The organism is Streptomyces sp. RLB3-17 (genome assembly GCF_007113425.2).
Classification (GTDB): domain Bacteria; phylum Actinomycetota; class Actinomycetes; order Streptomycetales; family Streptomycetaceae; genus Streptomyces; species Streptomyces mirabilis_D.
Window position 1 is genome coordinate 1,399,114 of record NZ_CP041610.2, and the last position, 16,698, is coordinate 1,415,811.

General features: G+C 68.2%; 17 protein-coding genes and 1 pseudogene. 9 read left to right on the forward strand and 9 right to left on the reverse strand.

Annotated elements, in window-relative coordinates:
- Window positions 1–3: 3 nt before the first annotated feature.
- Window positions 4–525: a hypothetical protein gene (locus FNV62_RS06680; RefSeq protein ID WP_144314835.1), complete on the reverse strand. Its 522-nt coding sequence runs from the start codon at window positions 523–525 to the stop codon at window positions 4–6.
- On the opposite strand from FNV62_RS06680, the gene FNV62_RS06685 reads away from it, so the two are divergent.
- From FNV62_RS06685 to FNV62_RS06695, 3 genes are all read left to right on the forward strand, one after another.
- Complete coding sequence (locus tag FNV62_RS06685) at window positions 520–762, forward strand: hypothetical protein (protein WP_144314836.1); 243 nt, start codon at window positions 520–522, stop codon at window positions 760–762. The two genes, FNV62_RS06680 and FNV62_RS06685, sit on opposite strands and share 6 nt — an antisense overlap.
- A gap of 456 nt (window positions 763–1,218) precedes the next feature.
- Window positions 1,219–1,431, forward strand: a complete 213-nt coding sequence (locus tag FNV62_RS06690; protein ID WP_144314837.1) for a cold-shock protein — start codon at window positions 1,219–1,221, stop codon at window positions 1,429–1,431.
- 301 nt (window positions 1,432–1,732) lie between these two features.
- Window positions 1,733–2,293 carry a hypothetical protein gene (locus FNV62_RS06695; protein WP_144314838.1) on the forward strand — a complete coding sequence of 187 codons (561 nt, stop codon included), beginning with the start codon at window positions 1,733–1,735 and terminating at the stop codon, window positions 2,291–2,293.
- Between the two features lie 106 nt (window positions 2,294–2,399).
- Here the strand turns inward: FNV62_RS06695 and FNV62_RS06700 are convergent, their stop codons facing one another.
- On the reverse strand, window positions 2,400–3,098 hold the full coding sequence (locus tag FNV62_RS06700) for a hypothetical protein (protein WP_144314839.1): 699 nt from the start codon (window positions 3,096–3,098) through the stop codon (window positions 2,400–2,402).
- A gap of 192 nt (window positions 3,099–3,290) precedes the next feature.
- Between FNV62_RS06700 and FNV62_RS06705 the strand changes: the two genes are divergently transcribed.
- The gene (locus tag FNV62_RS06705; RefSeq protein ID WP_144314840.1) at window positions 3,291–3,812 is read left to right on the forward strand and encodes a hypothetical protein; all 522 of its coding nucleotides are present in this window, start codon (window positions 3,291–3,293) and stop codon (window positions 3,810–3,812) included.
- A 202-nt stretch (window positions 3,813–4,014) separates the two neighbouring features.
- On the opposite strand, the gene FNV62_RS06710 is transcribed toward FNV62_RS06705, so the two are convergent.
- The 3 genes from FNV62_RS06710 to FNV62_RS06720 form a co-directional block, all read right to left on the reverse strand.
- Window positions 4,015–5,553 carry an ISKra4 family transposase gene (locus tag FNV62_RS06710; protein ID WP_143600152.1) on the reverse strand — a complete coding sequence of 513 codons (1,539 nt, stop codon included), beginning with the start codon at window positions 5,551–5,553 and terminating at the stop codon, window positions 4,015–4,017.
- A 73-nt stretch (window positions 5,554–5,626) separates the two neighbouring features.
- On the reverse strand, window positions 5,627–6,154 hold the full coding sequence (locus FNV62_RS06715) for a hypothetical protein (protein ID WP_143600153.1): 528 nt from the start codon (window positions 6,152–6,154) through the stop codon (window positions 5,627–5,629).
- Window positions 6,155–6,248: 94 nt separating this feature from the next.
- Window positions 6,249–6,449 carry a hypothetical protein gene (locus tag FNV62_RS06720; RefSeq protein WP_144314841.1) on the reverse strand — a complete coding sequence of 67 codons (201 nt, stop codon included), beginning with the start codon at window positions 6,447–6,449 and terminating at the stop codon, window positions 6,249–6,251.
- Window positions 6,450–6,881: 432 nt separating this feature from the next.
- Here FNV62_RS06720 and FNV62_RS06725 point away from each other — a divergent pair, with 432 nt between their 5' ends.
- Window positions 6,882–7,268, forward strand: coding sequence for a helix-turn-helix domain-containing protein (locus FNV62_RS06725; protein WP_263986823.1), 387 nt, complete (start codon window positions 6,882–6,884; stop codon window positions 7,266–7,268).
- Here the strand turns inward: FNV62_RS06725 and FNV62_RS06730 are convergent.
- Entirely contained in the window at window positions 7,255–8,106 is an 852-nt protein-coding gene (locus tag FNV62_RS06730; RefSeq protein ID WP_225900182.1) for an oxygenase MpaB family protein, read from the reverse strand. The two genes, FNV62_RS06725 and FNV62_RS06730, sit on opposite strands and share 14 nt — an antisense overlap.
- A gap of 436 nt (window positions 8,107–8,542) precedes the next feature.
- On the opposite strand from FNV62_RS06730, the pseudogene FNV62_RS06735 reads away from it, so the two are divergent.
- Both FNV62_RS06735 and FNV62_RS06740 read left to right on the forward strand, forming a co-directional pair.
- Window positions 8,543–8,809 (forward strand): annotated as a pseudogene (locus tag FNV62_RS06735) (IS256 family transposase); the annotation flags it as partial.
- A gap of 42 nt (window positions 8,810–8,851) precedes the next feature.
- Window positions 8,852–9,835 (forward strand): GNAT family N-acetyltransferase, encoded by a 984-nt coding sequence (locus FNV62_RS06740; RefSeq protein ID WP_143607155.1) that lies wholly within the window; start codon window positions 8,852–8,854, stop codon window positions 9,833–9,835.
- 625 nt (window positions 9,836–10,460) lie between these two features.
- On the opposite strand, the gene FNV62_RS06745 is transcribed toward FNV62_RS06740, so the two are convergent.
- A complete protein-coding gene (locus tag FNV62_RS06745) occupies window positions 10,461–11,072 on the reverse strand; it encodes a TetR/AcrR family transcriptional regulator (protein ID WP_225900183.1) in 612 nt (203 codons plus the stop codon).
- An 85-nt stretch (window positions 11,073–11,157) separates the two neighbouring features.
- On the opposite strand from FNV62_RS06745, the gene FNV62_RS06750 reads away from it, so the two are divergent.
- Window positions 11,158–11,739, forward strand: coding sequence for a TIGR03086 family metal-binding protein (locus FNV62_RS06750; protein ID WP_144314842.1), 582 nt, complete (start codon window positions 11,158–11,160; stop codon window positions 11,737–11,739).
- 202 nt (window positions 11,740–11,941) lie between these two features.
- Here the strand turns inward: FNV62_RS06750 and FNV62_RS06755 are convergent, their stop codons facing one another.
- The gene (locus FNV62_RS06755) at window positions 11,942–14,179 is read right to left on the reverse strand and encodes an MMPL family transporter (protein WP_144314843.1); all 2,238 of its coding nucleotides are present in this window, start codon (window positions 14,177–14,179) and stop codon (window positions 11,942–11,944) included.
- Between the two features lie 140 nt (window positions 14,180–14,319).
- Here FNV62_RS06755 and FNV62_RS06760 point away from each other — a divergent pair, with 140 nt between their 5' ends.
- Window positions 14,320–15,192, forward strand: a complete 873-nt coding sequence (locus FNV62_RS06760; RefSeq protein WP_097283081.1) for a TetR/AcrR family transcriptional regulator — start codon at window positions 14,320–14,322, stop codon at window positions 15,190–15,192.
- Between the two features lie 814 nt (window positions 15,193–16,006).
- On the opposite strand, the gene FNV62_RS06765 is transcribed toward FNV62_RS06760, so the two are convergent.
- Window positions 16,007–16,693, reverse strand: a complete 687-nt coding sequence (locus FNV62_RS06765; RefSeq protein WP_143614269.1) for an SDR family NAD(P)-dependent oxidoreductase — start codon at window positions 16,691–16,693, stop codon at window positions 16,007–16,009.
- Window positions 16,694–16,698 lie beyond the last annotated feature (5 nt).

The window sequence follows — 16,698 nt, forward strand, 5'->3', positions numbered from 1 at the left end:
GGGTCAGGAGGCGAGGACCCCGGAGCGGGTCAGGTAGAGGCCGATGGTGTCGATCCGGTACTGGTCGGCGGCATCGAGCAGCAGGTAGCCGGTCAGCTGCCAGGCGGTGCGTTGGGACATCTCCGCCAGCGGCCGACGGGCACTCTTGAAGTCGAGCAGCAGGCCGTCGACGACGATGTCGGCGTCGGCGGTGATCTGGGCGCCGGCGAACGTCGGCCCACCGACGCAGTTCCCGGGCCGGGTGCCAGCGCGCAGGGCCTGAAGGGGACTGTGGGCGGCCTTGTGGAGCTGGGCGGTGACGTCGGCCACCAGGTCTCGGTCCGGGAGCTCCAGCAGCCGCGTGAGCGTGAAGGCGGCGGGGTCCTCGAGGGCGGCCTTGGCGAGCGGGGTGTAGGCGAAGCCGATCGGCGTACGGGCGAGGACCTGGTACCAGGCCGCGGCGATCAGCATGCGGGCCAGGTCCTCCTCTTCGTCCTGGCCGCGGTCGACGGGCAGTTCGCGGTTGTCGAGGTCCAGGCGGTGCACGGTCTCCGCCAGGCGCACCGCGAGCTGGTTGCCGACGGCGCGCATTCGCAGGCCAGCGCCACGGCTGCCGATCTGGCCGGTGAGCTCGATCCCGACCAGGGAGGCGTCGTCGACGGGTGCGGCCGTGGTGAAGGCCAGGCGCAGCCGTTGGTCGATTGCCGTGCCGAAGGTGCCGGCCTCGGTGCCGACGCCGGGAGGGGGGAGCAGAAGGTGGTCGGCACGGTGCTGGGCGCGTAGCTGTCGCGCAACGGCTTGGCGCCGGCGGACAGTTCGCGGTCCAGAAACCGGCGTAACGGGGTGTGGGGGCTGCGCAGCCCGTCGACCATGGACATGACGGATCACCGCCGTTCATCGGGCGCCGCCAGGGCGCGGGGGTGTCACGGTTTGGACGGTAGGGAGCGGGACTGACACTCGGTCACCCGCAGGGAGTAGCTGAGGGGAGCAGCGGGTGCGGGATTCACTCGCAAGAGGGGCGGCGCGGCGTCCTTGGTGACGGACACCAGGGTGAACACGGCGGTGGATGACCTCTGACAGAAAGATCTTGACCGTTTGCCAAGTGAGTTTGATCGACTGGCTCCGATCACTTTGTGCGACAAGGTCGGGGATTCCCGGGATCGTCCCCGTCATCGGGAATGATCAGCTCGTTGGGCGTTTTGCACGTCCAGCCCGAGCACGTGATTCGAGGGAGTGGGTATGGCGGAGCGGCAGTCCGGCACCGTGAAGTGGTTCAACGAAGAGAAGGGGTTCGGCTTCATCACCCCCGAGAGCGGTCCGGACCTCTTCGTGCACTTCAAGTCGATCCAGGGGAACGGCTTCAAGAGCCTCAAGGAAGGCCAGAAGGTGACCTTCATCGCGGTGCAGGGCCAGAAGGGTATGCAGGCGGACGACGTCATCGCGGAGGGCTGAGCCCCTGATCAGGGAAGCGTCTGCTGCTGGCTTGGAGCTGAATCGGTTGCCGGGCCCTGCGGCAGCAGATGATGCTGCCGCAGGGGTCAAACGTCCGCGGGTAGAAACCAACTCGTCGTCAAACTCTCCTGACAACCGGCCAAGATTCCCTGTCAGAGGTCAGTGGAGACCGGCAGTGTCGCGGGGTTCCTCACAGACTCACAACCCCCGCAGATCAGCTCGCCCACCTGGGGATACGGCCTGTGAGCCACACAGGTGACAGGAGGCTGGGGCTGTTCAGCGCGCCCCTACGATCCTCGCCGTGAGTAACGAGACGGTTCCCGTCCAGGTGGACCCGCAGACGCTGCCGGCCGACAGTTTCACCGGCTCCGACCTCGCCAGGATCGGGTTGGTTTCGGGGGCCGAATCCCGTGCGACGGACCTTGGCCAGTACGCGCAGATGATGGGTGAGGATCTGACGCAGGCTGGCGACTACGTGCGCCGGGCGGTGCGCATCTGCGAATCGATGGAGGCCACGTTCCTGACGGCCGCGGTGATCACCGAGCGGGACCGCGGGACCGGCTGGGAGACCATCGCGGACGCCCTCCGCATGAGCGCAGCCGATGCGGAGAAGAGGTGGGCAGGCGCGGAAGCACGGTGGCGTCATACCTCCCGGGCAGACAGTCCCTTGCGGAAGGACCCCGGAAGGTACGCGGCGTCGGCTGACCGGTACATCACCACCGACGCGCCGTACCAGTTCAGCACTGCCACGCGTCGGCCCTTGTCCGCTTCGCTGGACGCGGCCGCCCATCTCACCGGCCGCGACGTCGCCGCGGCGGACCATGCGTTCACCGGCACCGCCTGCACGCACTGCTCCCACTGACCCTGCGGCACTGGAAACGTCCCGCCCCGGGCAACTGGAATGCCAGGGGGCGGCCGACTGCAACACTGCCGCGCGGCCAGCACGAGACGATGATCAGCCATCGGCGTCAACGGCCCTTGATGACCCGGCTGATCCCGTACGGAACCTCCTCCGCCACCACGAACAGCGGTTCCAGGATTCCCAGGTACACCGGATCTGTGTGGGGTGGGCTGTGCTTGGTCATCAAGCAGCCCGCCGCCTCCTCCTTGGTCTTGGGATGGGCGGCTCCCTCCTCTTCGGCGATCTCGACAACGATCTCGATCGCGGTGTCCACGCCGTCGCGCAGATCTGCCCACCGTTCCGCCATTTCCTTTCGCTCCTCAGGGGAACCGCGGTCGCGGGCGGGCAGGAAGTCGGCCGCCGGCACCGACAGCGCCTCGCGCAGCTGGCCCAGGGTCGGCTCCTGGCACAGCTCTTCCACGGCGGAGGCCGTCAGCGGCGGTTTCGCTTGGGCCACGCGCTCGAGCACGGTGATGCCCAGGACGACAGTCGAGGCCGCGTACCGCCAGGTGGTGAGCGCTGTTTTCCGCTCGTAGTCGTCCGCGTCGCTCGCGATCTCATGGAGGGCTTCCTCGTAGTACCGAAACGGCGGCCGCTCCGTTGCTCGCAGGTCGGCCAGATCGCGAGCGGCGGAGAGGCGGTCCCAGACTGCGATGGCCGACTGCCACTCGTACCGCGCGGTCAGAAACGCTCCGTGCAACGACCGCAGCGCCTCCAGCTCGATCGTCGTCAGCGTTCCGCGGTCGTCGAACGGCGGAAATCGCATGCCACTCCCCCACCCACAGCACGGACAGTGATCGGCACCGTACTACCCGGCACCGGCGCACGAAGGCAGGGCTGTGAAACTCCGCAGCTCCGACCAACGGTCTGGCCGGAACACGGCGGGCCGCACCGGGTCCAGGCCGGCTGTTCGTGCGAATACTGCCGCTGCAGTCCGCCGACTCACTACGGTCAGCGCATGACCAGTGACGGTGTAGTCGTGGACGAGGTAGTCCGCGCGGCATGGGACTCGTACCGGATCTTAGAAAAGCGCACGTCGGGGAAGGAGCGCCAGCTGTCGCAGCAGCGTGTCCAGGCCGCGATGGACACCTACGGCCGGGAGGAAGTGTCCCGGGGCTCGGTCTGCCTGGTGGGCGTGCTGATCGCGCACATCATCGGCCGGCAGGACGGCGAAGAGGAGGACCGCCTCGATCCGCTCAGTGATCTGATCCCGGCCGTGATCCGCAAGCTCCCCGGCTTCGAACTGGCCGACCCCGCCCAGGTACCGATGGTCACCGGCGTCCTCATGGCCGCGGCCATGGGCATGGACACCGTGGCCTGGCGCGACCAGTTCGGGACGATCCCACCGAAGGAGGCTCTGGTACACAACTTCGTGCTCTGGTTGCTCGCCGATTTCTTAGACAGCCTGGTCGAACAGCCCGGCGCCACCGACCAGCTCATGCGGGAGACCTTCAACTCCATGGCTGCCGACACCGGTTGATAGGCCCGGCAGGGCGCCTCGCCACACGCAAACTCGCCCAGGCGGCCGTGAGGCCTCATCGCTGTTGCAGAAGGGGACAACGCCTGGCCGGATCCGACTCGCCGCGACGCCAACCCGGGCTCATCTGCGCAGACGTCGTCCAGGGCAGTCACTCGGGGAAGGAAGGCAGTTGGGTGCGGATCCTCTGAAGTGACGGTCGGGATCAAGCGGTGAGGCTGTAGTTCCGCTGGTCAGGGCTGGGGTAGAGACGTTGATGTTCGCGGGCCGAGTGGAAGTTCCAGTAGTCCTCGAAGTCGTTGTTCGTGATCAGTGCGCGGAGTTGGAGGACGGCTTCGGCGCCGTTGAGTCCCCAGCGGGCGCCGGTGATGTCGAGGCGGTCGGCGATCAGGTGGCGGCAGGCGCCTTCGACGGCGCCGGTGGCGATCGGCCAGCCGGCTGTGAGGGCGGTGTCGTAGTGGAGCTGGTCGAGGTGGCCGGTGAGGTAGCGGTGGCAGGTGGTGACTGCGTCGCGGCGGGCGGCGGGAAGCTGTTCGGCTGCGGCCTGCGCGGTCATCTCGGTCGCGGCGCGGTCGGCGTGTCCGGCGAGGATCGCGGTGAGTTTGTCCGCGGCCCAGGTTTCGGCCTCGCGGCTGCCGGGTGGATGAAAGGCGTGCGCGGCCGTCCAGCAGTATTCGGCGACGTGCACGAAGTCGAGCAGGACGTTCAGACGGATGCCGCGGCGGGCGGCTTCGGTGTGGATCAGGTCGAGTTGGTGGCGGGCGCCGTCGACGAGCACGATCCAGTCCCGCAGATGCTGCGGGTCGCGGGCCTCGGCCTGGGCGAAGGCGTCGGAGACGACCTGTTCCGGAGGGCGGATCACCGAGGCGGTGCACCATTTCCGCTCTGCTTTCGGACCTGGCCTCGGCTGCCGGGTCTCGCTGCGGCCGCCGGGTGGATGGACGATGTCGTGTGGCCGACGCGGGGCGGGCGCGGTGTCGAAGACGCAGGCCACCGTCGCCATGCGCTTGCGGTTGGGTTTCTCACCCGGGGCCAAGCGCCCGCGCCGCCCGGCCGCCGCGCTTTGGGCCGCGGCCCGGCGGGTGGCCTCGCGCAGTGCTTCGGGGCGCATCACCACGCCTTTGCCGTCAACCTGGATGACCAGCGGCATCTCGCGGGTGCACGGGGTGGGGATCTTCACCGTGTAGTAGGCGGCGATGTCGACGGCCGCGGCGACCACCAGTTCTTCGAGGCGGCGCTTGCCGAGCACTCTTCCGCACCGTCGCTCGATCGCAGCGGCGGCCTGGTCGAACGAGCCGCGGACCGCTTCCAGGACCGCGAGCCGGGCCAGACCGCGGGAGTGCCGGCCGGCGGGCAGCGACAGGTCCGCATCCGCCGGGTGCACGTTGGACACGCCGCGGCCGCGATAAGCGATCCTGGTCACCCGCACCGGCCCGAACACGCAGGTCAGCCAGCGACGATGGCCCTTCTCCCGCCAGGTCCGCTCCTGTCCTTCCGGCCCACGCACCACCGGCTGCCCTCCGCCCGTGCGCACCGCGTCCTCTTCGTTCCTCGCCCGCATATCGAGGTGATCCTGTATCAACTGCCGCAACAGCTCGCGTCCCTGCCGCTCAAGCAGCAGCTCCAGCTCGTCGTGGGCCATACTCCGCGCCGGGGCACCGGCCAGCGTCGAGACGAGGCATTCGAAGGCATCACGGGAGGCGACGTACGGATCAGGCTCGGATAAGGCGTCGTACTGTTCCATCTGGGGCTCTTCTTCTGCTCTTCTGCGATTCGTTTGGTTGGCACCTTCGAATCTACGGAGAAGAGCCCCTTGGTCACTGGGAGTTGACCCGGTCGGCGTCCGGCCCATGGCGGGCGAGGGTAAACCGTCCCGGCGCGTCCTCGTCCAGCCAGCCCCGCTCCACCAGACGCTTCAGCTTCCCCCGTGTCCCCTCGATCTTTGCTGTCGTGGCCTCCAGCCCGATCCGCGGCACGATCTGCTTGGCCTGCAGTGGACCTGGAGCATCAGCGACAATCTCCACGATGTCCCGGTACACGTCCGGCAACACCTGAGCGACCAGGCCCTCCCGCCACGGCGGCACCGCCATCACCCCGATGCCGTGAGGTGCCGACGTCTCCTCGGACTCCGGCACATCGTGCGCCGGCCCGTCCGGCGCTGCCTCCGCGGCCGACAAGTCCGCCAGCACCTGCGCGACGGTCTCCCGCGTGATCTCCAACCGCGACAGATCCTCCCGGGCCCTCTCCAACCGGACGGCCAACTCCGCCGCTTCAGCCTGGAGTTCCTCCACCCGCTGTCGAGCCGCGGCCTCCCGCGCCTGAAGCTCTTCCGGCAACGACACCATGGCGCCCCACCTCCACCCCGCCACGGTAGAAGCACGACGGCACCGACCACACCCCAATCAGCGTCTTCCCAGCTCAGCTATCCCTCGAAAGGAACTACACCCAAGTCAGCTCGGTGACCAGGAGGCTAGCGTCGAATACCGACAGCGTGGCGTCGAATACGTTGGTCGGGCCTCCCACCGGCTGCCAGAAGACGTTGCTTCCGTTAGCAACAGGGGTCGGCGGATTCGGACCAGCCTCATTGACGGACAGGACCCGCACCTGCCCGCTACAAACCACCGAGACGTACTTGGTCATCCCTTGAACTGCTGAGTCGATGTCGTTGCAACCCGTCGGCGGCGGGGGCGGGGTAGGGGTAGGGGTCGGCTCCGGCGGCCTCGGCCCCCTGCACTTGTCCAACGCCCCCATGCCAGGCTTCTCGCACCTATCATCGGCGGACGCGTGGCCAGTCACGGTGTGCGCGATGGCCGCGGCGGGGGTGACCAGTCCGATCGCCACCAGCAGCGCGGTTGTGGCGAGCCCGCCAATCTTCCTGCGCTTGCCTCGCAGTAGGGGCCCGGACGGCGTAGGTGTCCTGTGGTCAGGACTCATGTGTGCTCCTTGTTTCAAGCGTTTCAGATGTCTCCTACATCCGATGCGAGCTTGAACTGCACACACTGGATCACTTGGCATGTTCGGGGGCAACACGCCCATACATTAACGATTCGGACTACTGACCTTTGCGGCGTGATGTCGTTGGGGGCTGACGATGTGTGGTCGTCGCGGCATGCCGGTTGTGTGAGATATCCGCAGGGTGGTGGGCTGACGCCTGAACGGCAGGCGTTTCGCGAGCGGATCCGGCTGGAGGCCGCGGAGCGATTCGCTGCGGGTGCCTCCAGCGCGGAGGTCGCCAGGGACTTACGGGTGAGTGTGCGCTCGGTGCAGCGCTGGCGCCGAGCCTGGTGCAATGCCGGCACCGAGGGGCTGCGGTCTGCTGGGCCCGTCTCACGGCCCAAGCTGAGTGAGGCACTGTTCACCGTGCTCGAGCAGGAGCTCGCCGGGCGTCGGTGTGTTCGAACGAGGCCGAGCACAGCGGAGCACATCGGTGGTCCTGTGCAGTCAACTACCTTGTGCTGAAAGGCCTTTGCCGGGAATAAGGTTCAAGCTCCCTGAGCTGGGCGTTGGTGCGCCGGGTCCGGCGGAGTCGGTCGGGCAGCGGTTTGCGGGCGTCGGGCAGCACGCGGTAGGCGAGGAACAGCATCTTGAGGAACAGGCGGATCGCTCGCTCGCGGCGCGGCCCGATCCAGCCGATCCGGTGCAGTTGGCAGACCCGTTCTCCGGCGAGGTAGCGGGTCAGATCACGGCCGAAGGCACGCAGTGGGGCCGGGAACCAGCGCTCGGCGAAGAAGTGCATCATTGCGGTGGCGACACGGTGTCCGGAATCGGTCGGCTCGTAGGGCCGGGAGTCGAATTTCCGGGCGAACTCCTCCATCGCCTGCCAGTCCTCGGGGAAGGGTTCCTCGGCCAGGGGGCCGGATTCGCGTTCCAGAATGTGAAAGACGGCCTGCGCCCAGTGGTGCCAGGCGCGTTGCATGTGTTCGGGGATGCCGGGCATACCCAGCGAGGTCTGGAGTCGGTGGGCAAAGGTGGCCAGCAGGACCAGCGGGTAGACGAAGTCGTCTTTGTCGTCGAAGTTGCCGGGTAAATTCGGCGTTCTTCGGGCTACGGCCATATGGATGCGATTCAGCCGCTCAGCGGCTGTGCGGCCCGCCGCGCTGGACACGCCGTCCACCATCCAGGCCACCAGGAAGTCGTTGCCGTCCTGGAAGCGCCGGTACGGCTTCGTCTCCAGTTTTCGCGTGTGGTCCAACGTGGCTGCCCCGAGGGCCGGTTGCATCATGTGCATGGTGCCCGGATAGATCATCATCGCCAGGGCGAACTCGGGGACCCGGTGGCTGACGTAGAGCGCGATCATCCTCTCCCACTCGGTGTCCGGATCCATGCGAGCCAGCTCGCGGTCCACCCACTTGTAGCCACGGCGCAAAGTTGGTTCCTCCACCTCAAGGCCATGGGGGTGATCTGCCGTGGCCGCTAAAGGAATTGATGCCAAGTCGGTGGTGCTGCACGGAGAGACGCAGCCGTGAGGAACCGGGTTCCCGGTGCCAGGCATACGCGCTTGGCGGATCTCTCGCCGAAGGCGCTCTCATGCCTCGGAGTCGGTCGTCGAGTCGAAGTCCCAAGTGGCGTCCAGCTCCGCTCGCCGAACGCAGAGCAGAAGCCGGAAGGCAAGCTGTCCAACGGTCAGCGTCCGATGTCTGGGACACAGCCAGCCGGTGGGCCCCCTAGATCGCTGTGCATGACAAAGGACGCTACTCGCGACCGAGTTGACCGCGCGGGTGAATTTTCCCCTGTTCTACGACTTCCCCGCTGAGCACTGGATCCACCGGCGGACAACCAACCCCATCGAGTCGACCTTCGCGACCGTCCGTCTGCGGACCAAGGTCACCAAGGGCGCCGGATTCCGGGCCGCCGCCCTGGCGATGGTCTTCAAGCTCGTCGAGTCCGCTCAGGCCCGCTGGCGAGCCGTGAACGCACCCCATCTCGTCGCCCTCGTCCGCGCCGGGGCCCGCTTTGAACGCGGCCAGCTCGTTGAACGGCCGCAGACGACCGCGGCGTGAATAGGTTGGCGGACCTGCCTCGAAGTTCGAGATCATCCGGCCATGTTGGATGGCACCGCAGGACAGGACCTTCCGGTCGGCTTCGGGTTCCGGCCGTATCGCGACGACCAAGACCACGGCGCCATGGCCGCGGTGCGGCTAGGGTGTGTTGAACGGGACCAGGTCGATGTCCAATCGGTTGTGGAAGGGCTCCCGACAGCGGCCGAGATCGCCGAAGCTTCTGCCAAGTTGGAGGAGCCGTCCAAGAACCAGATCCTGGTGGTGCTCGACGGGAGCGTCGTCGGCTACTCGACGATCCGGTGGTGGCAAGAGCGGGACGATACGTGGCTCTACATGCACCGCGGCTACCTCTTGCCCGAGCATCGCCACCAGGGCATCGGCTCAGCCATGCTGGGCTGGGCCGAAGAGCGGATCCGCCAGCTCGTCGAACAGCATGGAACGGCGCGGACGGCAGTGATCGGCGCGAACGCCGTGGCCTCCGAGCAGGACGCCACGGCGCTGCTGCTCGCAGCCGGCTACCGACGTGTCTTCAGCCTGGTCGAGCTGGAGCTGGACGATCTGCAGCAGTTGCCCGAGCCGGGCAGCGAGCTGCCAGCCGGGATACGGACAGGGCCGATCGGGACAAGCCACTACCGTGCAGCTTGGAGGACGGTCGTTGATTCGTATGCGGACACCGGCTTCACTCCGAGATGGTCTTTCCAGGACTTCGTCGACACCGCCGACCCGGCATGCTGGAGGGCTGCCTGGAACGGGCAGGACATGGTCGGCGTCGCCCTCTGCTCCATCCGCCGTCACGACCACACCGTCGGCGAGGTGGAAGAGCTGAGTGTCCGGACGGACCAGCGACGCCTCGGAATCGGCCGGGTCCTGCTGCTGGACGGGCTGCGGAGCCTTCGGGAGCAGGGTGCAACCACCGCGCGACTGTTCACGGGCACGGCAAATCCGCACCGGTCCTACGACCTTTACGAGAGTGTGGGGTTCCGGCGGCAGAACGAGTACGTCCGATACCGCAAGCCGCTTGCTTGATCGATCGGCCATTGGGCTGTCTGGTCAGTCCACAGGATTTGACAATGCCTCAATCCACGCACGTACCGGGCTGAGGCAGCAGATACACCCGGCTCGCTGAGTAGGTGTTTTTCCACCGGAGCTATTCGTGCAGGAAGCACAGCCAAGTACTACGGCCTCAGATCTTGAGGTTGTGATCGGTTCTGCTCGGGTTGTCGCCAGGGGCGGAGGCGGGCTGGGAGGGGGTCGCCGCGCCGGTTGTAGTGGCTGACGGTGGCCCGGGTCTGGTGCAGGGCTCGCCAGTGATGCTGCTGGAGGTGGTAGGCGGCCCTTGACCCAAGGCCGGGTAGTTAGGGCTTGGGCCAAGGCCCCACGCGGACAACGGAGCGTCGGGGCTCGCCTGGACGAACAGCTCATGGAATGCGCCGCCTACGCCTGTCGACCGTTCCTCGGCGCGGCGCCGGTGTGACCTGGCGTACGTCGGCCTGGCGGAAGGACGGCAGCGGGCCGTCGGGGATTTCGACGGCAGGTCGTCAGCCGAGTCAGGTCGAAGGAGGTCTACGGCCGAGGCGCCGGCCGTTTCGGCCGCTGCCCGTCGCGCGGCCGCCGCGCCCACTACGGCGTGCGGTTCTGGCCGGCTGCTTCCTTACGTGCCGAGCAGCGCGGCGGTGAGGCATCGGTGCAGCCAGTCGGCGGAGCGGACGAGCGGCCAGTGGCAGTCGTCGGTCAGTGTGAAGTAGGAGGCGTTGCCGAGGAAGTACCAGAGCACATCCGCAGCCTCGTCGACGGTGACTTCGGCACGTAGTGCGCCGAGTTCTGCGAGCCGGGCCGCGGTGGCCCGCAATCCGCGGCGCAGGCTGTCGTGCGCCGCGCCGACGGTCTCCCGGATCCCGGCGTCCTGGGGTGCGGCGGCGATCGCCTGACGCATGATCGGCGACCAGAGCTCGAACTCGCTTCGCGTGCCGTCCACGAGCATGCGAAGCAGCGCGCCGGGGTCGGTTTGCGCAGCGATCCGCTCGTAGATGCCGCCGGCCTCAGCGGCGCGCACCCCGTCCTCGATGAGTGTGCGTAGCACACCGCTCTTGCCTCCGACCGCCGCGTAGACGGTGGGCGCTGCTACCCGCGCTGCGCGGGCGATGTCCTGCACTCGGGTGTCGAAATAGCCCCGTTCGACGAACAGTGCCCGCGCTGCCAGCAGGATCGCTTGACGTGTCGCAGCTGCGTACTCGGCCCGCCGTCCGGCCTCTGATGTCACCACGCCTATGACTGTAGACCCTGCCCGATCGTTGATCGTTGACAGTCGCCTATACTCGATATAGTCACCTATCAGAGAAAGTGGTTCCATGATCTTTCCGGTACTCGAGGACCTGGCTCGCCAGTTCCCCGGCATCACTCCTGAGCAGGACAAGCTCCCCACACCGTGCGACGACTTCGACGTGAGCACGTTGCGCCGCCACCTGCTGGGCTGGCTCACCTACTTCGACGCTGCCTTCACTGACCCGTCCGGCAGCGACCGGCCCGACCCGTCCGCGTTCACGGGCCCCGACCACCCGAGTGCCGTGATCGCGCACCTCACCACCACGATCCGATCGGCCCTGGCCGGCGGCCTCGCGACAGCTACCGTGAACGTTCCGCTGCTGGGCGGCGCCTATCCGGGCTCCGTAGTCATCGACCTGCTGTTGATCGAAACGCTCGGCCACGGCTGGGACCTGGCCCGTGCGACCGGCCAGCGATGGAACCCGGACCCGCAAACCTGCCAGCATGCCCTCACCGTGCTCGAAGGCGTGATCCAGCCGGAATACCGTGGCCCCGGCATGCCCTTCGGCCCCGAAATCGCCATCGACGCAAGCGCACCACCTCTGGACCGGCTGGTCGCTTTCACCGGCCGCGACCCCGCTTGGGCGCCCGCCGTTCAGCTGCGCTGATGAGCGCCTGCGGCGTCGTCCTCGCTTGACGGACCGGCGGGGCGGACGGCAACTGCCGCCCCGCCCCCGCCGGAGCCATGCGCCCTGGATCATCCGCACGCCGAGAACGGCCGGGGGCGCTGCCTCGTCAGCAGGCTCGCGGCCCGCTGAGCGGTGTCGCCCCAGCCGGACTCCGCGCAGGGCAGGACGCTGTGGGCCGGGGTCAACCCCGTGAGACTGCGGGTTCGGGCTCGGCAGCGGGTTCGGGCGCGCTTTCGCTGAGACCGAACCGGCCGTGGAATCTGCGCAGGAAGCCGGGCGCGTACCAGGCCGAGTCGCCGAGCAGGCGCATCGCGGCGGGAACGAGCACACCACGGATGGCGACAGCGTCGATCAGGATCGCCAGTCCGCTGCCGAGACCGAACATCTGCATGAAACTGAGCTTGGCCGTACCGAAGGCGAAGAAGCTCACCGCGAGCAGGCAGGCGGCGGCGGTGACGATGCGCCCGGTGTGCCCGAGGCCGTTGGTGACGGCGGACTCGGTGTCCTCGCCCTGGTCGTGGAGTTCCTTGATCCGGCTGGTGACGAACACCTCGTAGTCCATCGACAGACCGAAGACGATGCAGAACATCAGCACGGTCATCGACATCTCCATCGGCTGCGCCGTGAAGCCGAGCAGGGAGGAGAGATGGCCGTCCTGGAAGATCCAGGTCATGATGCCCAGCGTCGCCACCAGGGTGATCGCGTTCAGGGCCAGGGCGCGCAGCGGCTGCACCACGCTGCCGGTGAAGAGGAAGAGCAGGACGAAGGTGCTCACAACCACCAGGCCGATGGCGAGCGGGAGTTGGCGACTGAGGGAATGCTTGGCGTCGACCAGTTCGGCGTCGATGCCGCCCACCAGCGGGTGGGTGCCGGGGGGCGGGGTGAGCGCCCGTACGTCGGCGACCAGGCTCTGTGCCGCGTCGGACTTCGGCGTCAAGGAGCTGACGACGCTGATCCGTTGGCCGTCGGGGCGGCTGAGGTTGGCGCTGCCGGGACCGGCCGCCGATTCCTGCCCGTGGGTGTAGGTTCCGGTGCTGGTCTCGACCCGTACCACGCCCTTGAGCTGGGACAGTTGATCGGCGTACTTGTCCAGCGGGGCTTTGTCCACGTTCTGGCCGACGTTCTGGCCGACGTTCTGGCCGATGACGATCTGGAGGGCGGCGTTGTCGTTGCCGTTGAAGTTCTTCTGGAGCGTCGCGGAGACCTGGCGGCTCTCGGCGTCCTTGGGCAGCACGCGTTCGTCCGGGGTGCCGAAGGTGATGCCGAGCAGCGGGCTCGCCGCCACCAGCAGGACCGCGAGGACGGGCAGCGCGGTGAGCGCGGGCCGCCGCATGACGGTACGCGCCAGCCGCGCCCATATGGAGACGCGCGTGGTGACGTTCGCGGTCTTCGCCCAGGGCATCTGCCCCTTGTTGACCCGGTGCCCCAGGACGACGAGCAGCGGCGGCATGACGAACAGCGCGCTGACGGCCGCGATGGCGACGACGCCGACCCCGGCAAAGCCGAACGAGCGCAGGAAATACTGTGGGAAGACGAGAAGCGCCGCGAGTGCGGCGGCCACGGTGGAGGCGGAGAACGCGACGGTGCGGCCGGCGGTGTGCACCGTCCGGCGGACGGCGTCCTCCACGCTCGCGCCGGTCGCGAGCTGTTCCCTGAACCGGCTGATCATCAACAGGCCGTAGTCGATGCCCAGTCCCAGGCCGAGAGCCGTGGTGAGGTTGGTCGCCGTGTTCGAGACGCTGGTGACGTCGGCGAGCAGGGACAGTTCGGCGAACGAGCCCAGGATGGCGATGACGGCGATGGCCAGCGGCAGCAGCGCGGCGACCACGCTGCCGAAAACGAACAGCAGCAGGATGAGGGTCAGCGGGATCGCGATCAGCTCGGCCAGTTCAAGATCCTTGACCACCTGCGTCGACATGTCGTTGCCGACGGCGGCCACCCCGCCGGCCCGTACCGTGAGGGCTTTGTTGTACGTGCCGTCGTAATCGTCGAGCAGGCTCGTGGCGTTCTTCTGCTGCTGGGTCGGGTCGCCCTTGACGTGGGCGAGGACCATGGCCTCGCGGCCGTCCTTGGACAGGAGTTGGGTGCTCCGCGTGTCCCAGTACGAGACGACGTTCGCGAGCGTCTTCTCCTTCTTCAGGCTCGCGACCAGTGCCTTGCCGTTCTGCTCGGCAGACGGGGTGTCGACCCGGCCGTCGCCGGCGCGGACCAGCAGCACGAGGTTGGTCTCGCCGCCGAATTTCTTGTCGATGAGATCGCGTGCCCGGGTGGACTGGGAAGCCGGGTCGTCGAAACCGCCGCCCAGCAGCTTGGTGAATGCGCCGCTACCGAGGGCACCCATGAGAGCTGTCGCCACGACGGCGACGATGAGTACCAGCCGGGCCCGGCGGATCGCCAGGTCGGCTATGCGTTCGAACACGCCAAATCTCCTTTGAGGTCAATGTGTCTGCGGGGACGCGACGACGCTAGGGGAGGCCATGGGGAAGTTGGCAGTGCGAGATTTACCTGACAGTGCTCGGTTTATGTTCAGGTGTCAGAGGTGCACCGTAGGGTGGGCCCATGCCCGTACCCGAACGACCGAAGACCGCCGCCCCGCCGGCTCCGTCCGCGCCGTCTGCTCCCTCCGCCCCGGCCGCTCGATCCGCCTCATCTGCTCCGCCCACGCTGCGGGAGCGGCGGCGGGCCACAGCGGTGCGGGAGATCCTGGACGCCGCCGAACTACACATCACCGAGCACGGTCCTGAGGGGTTGTCCCTGCGGGCCGTCGCGCGCAGCCTCGGCATGACCGTGCAGGCGCTCTACCACTACTTCCCCAACCGACATGCCCTCGTCACGATGCTCGTCACTAAGGGGTACGAGGACCTGTTCGCCGCCGTCCAGGCCGCCGTCGACTCGACGGCCGACCCGGCTGCGGGCGCTGGGGGCACTGCGGCGGACTCGGTGGCGGACCGGCCGTTCGTGTCGCGTCTGCTGGACGCGGCCGAGGGCTACCGGGGCTGGGCCATCGCCCACCCCGAGCGGTTCAAGCTCCTGTTCGGGACACCGCTGCGGGACTACGCGGCCCCGGCCGACGGCGCCTCCACCATGGCCGCCCGCCGGATGAGTACGATCTTCCAGCGTGAGCTCTTCGGCGGCTTCAGCCCGGAGCAACTCGCGGCGGCCGACATGCCCCCGCTCTCGCCCCAGTTCCGGGCCTACCTGGACCAGCTGCCCCCGGACGGGCCGGGAGTCCTCCCGCCGCCCGCGATCGCCCTGCTCATGGAGGCATGGGGGCGCATGCACGGCATGGTCGTCCTCGAGGTGTTCGGACACACCTCGTTCCTCGGGGACCACGAGGCTGAGCTCTTCCACCTTGCGATGCGCAACATGCTCGCGGACATCCACCGGCGAATCCCGGGGAGCGCGGACGCCGTTGAAGCCGGGGCGGTGTGAGGCGCCGTCAAGATGTGACGCGCGTCCGGGCGGTGGCGTCAGAAGCGCCGCTCGTGCGGCAACGGCGTTGCACGGCCCGCGCGTCCACAACTGGGCGAGGGCCGAAGTCCGCCTCCTGGCAGTGGCCCGACCGGCAGCACCGGGTGGCCGGCCGCCGCTGGGCGGCCGAGGCGCGCTTCGGGCGATACGGAACCGCTTGAACTGAGTGAACTCACCGGGGCGTGGGGCGGGTCGGACCACAGGCCGGCCGGGAAAGGGCTGTATGCCGCTCGCCCCGTATCTGGGGGCACCTGGTGTCGTCACCTTGCCTTCACGGGGAAAGGCGCTTCGCAATCGGGCAAGCAATCCGCAGACCTGCGAGTGCCTGGCCGATCCGTTCCCATGTGGTGGCGTGCCCACCGCACTCCTGGACCTCCCACCTGGTCACAACCGAGGTGGCCGGTGATCTCGCCCTCCACAGCGGCCTCCAGCACTCGCTGGGTCATCTGCTGCGGCAGACCACCGCAACGGTCAGCTTCATGCCCTCGCTTCGGGTCCGGCCGACCAGCGCTCGCGCCGGACCCTCGCCGGGGGCGGCGAGGGTCCGCACCATGCACTGCATGCTGGACAGCAGCTCGTCCGTGTGGGTGGCGGGCGATGAGGTCCATGGCAAAGAGCGCTCTGTCGTGGATGCGCGGGGGCGAGGCGGTCGGCGTGCACGACGTCGAGGATGTGTCCGGCGTCGCTCGCCCGCAGGGGACGGGACACCGCATGGGTGTGGCCGGTGACCCGCCGGCCTGGGCGCGGCTGGGCCCTCCCAGCCGCGCCGGCCTGCCTACCAGGGCACCTTCCCGTTTTCGTCCTGGAAGGTGCCGGTCGGGCCGTCCGCGTCGAGTGTGGCGAGACGTACGACGACCCTCGCGCTCTCCTCCGGCGTCCTGCCGACACCGAAGGCCGCCGTCAGGTCCGTCGCGGTGGTGCCGGGTTCGACGGCATTGAACTTGATGCTCGGATGGGCCTTGGCGTACTGGACTGTGAGCATGGTGGCGGCGGCCTTGGACGCCGAGTACAGCGCCAGCGGCAAGGCGTACTCCGGACGGTCCGGGTTGGTCACGGCCCAGAAGGATCCGGCGCTGCTGGAGACGGTCACCACGGTGGGGTTCGCGGACTTGCGCAGCAGGGGCAGCGCCGCTTCCGTGACCCGCACGAGGCCGACCGCGTTGGTGTCGAAGGCGCGCAGGGCGGTGGGGCCGTCGAGGGCTGCGTCCCCCAAGATGCCTGCGTTGTTCACCAGGACGTCGAGCCGGCCCTCGGCCGCGTCGATGGCCGCCAGCGCGCTGTGCACGGAGGCGTCATCGGTCACGTCGAGCTGCACGAATCTCGCGTCCAACGCCGCCGCGGCCTGCTGTCCGCGCTCGACGTCCCGCGCGCCGAGGTAGACCACGTGGCCCACCGCCAGCAGCTGTCGGGCGGTCTCGAAGCCGATGCCCTTGTTGGCCCCGGTGATCAGTGTGATGGTCATGCAGA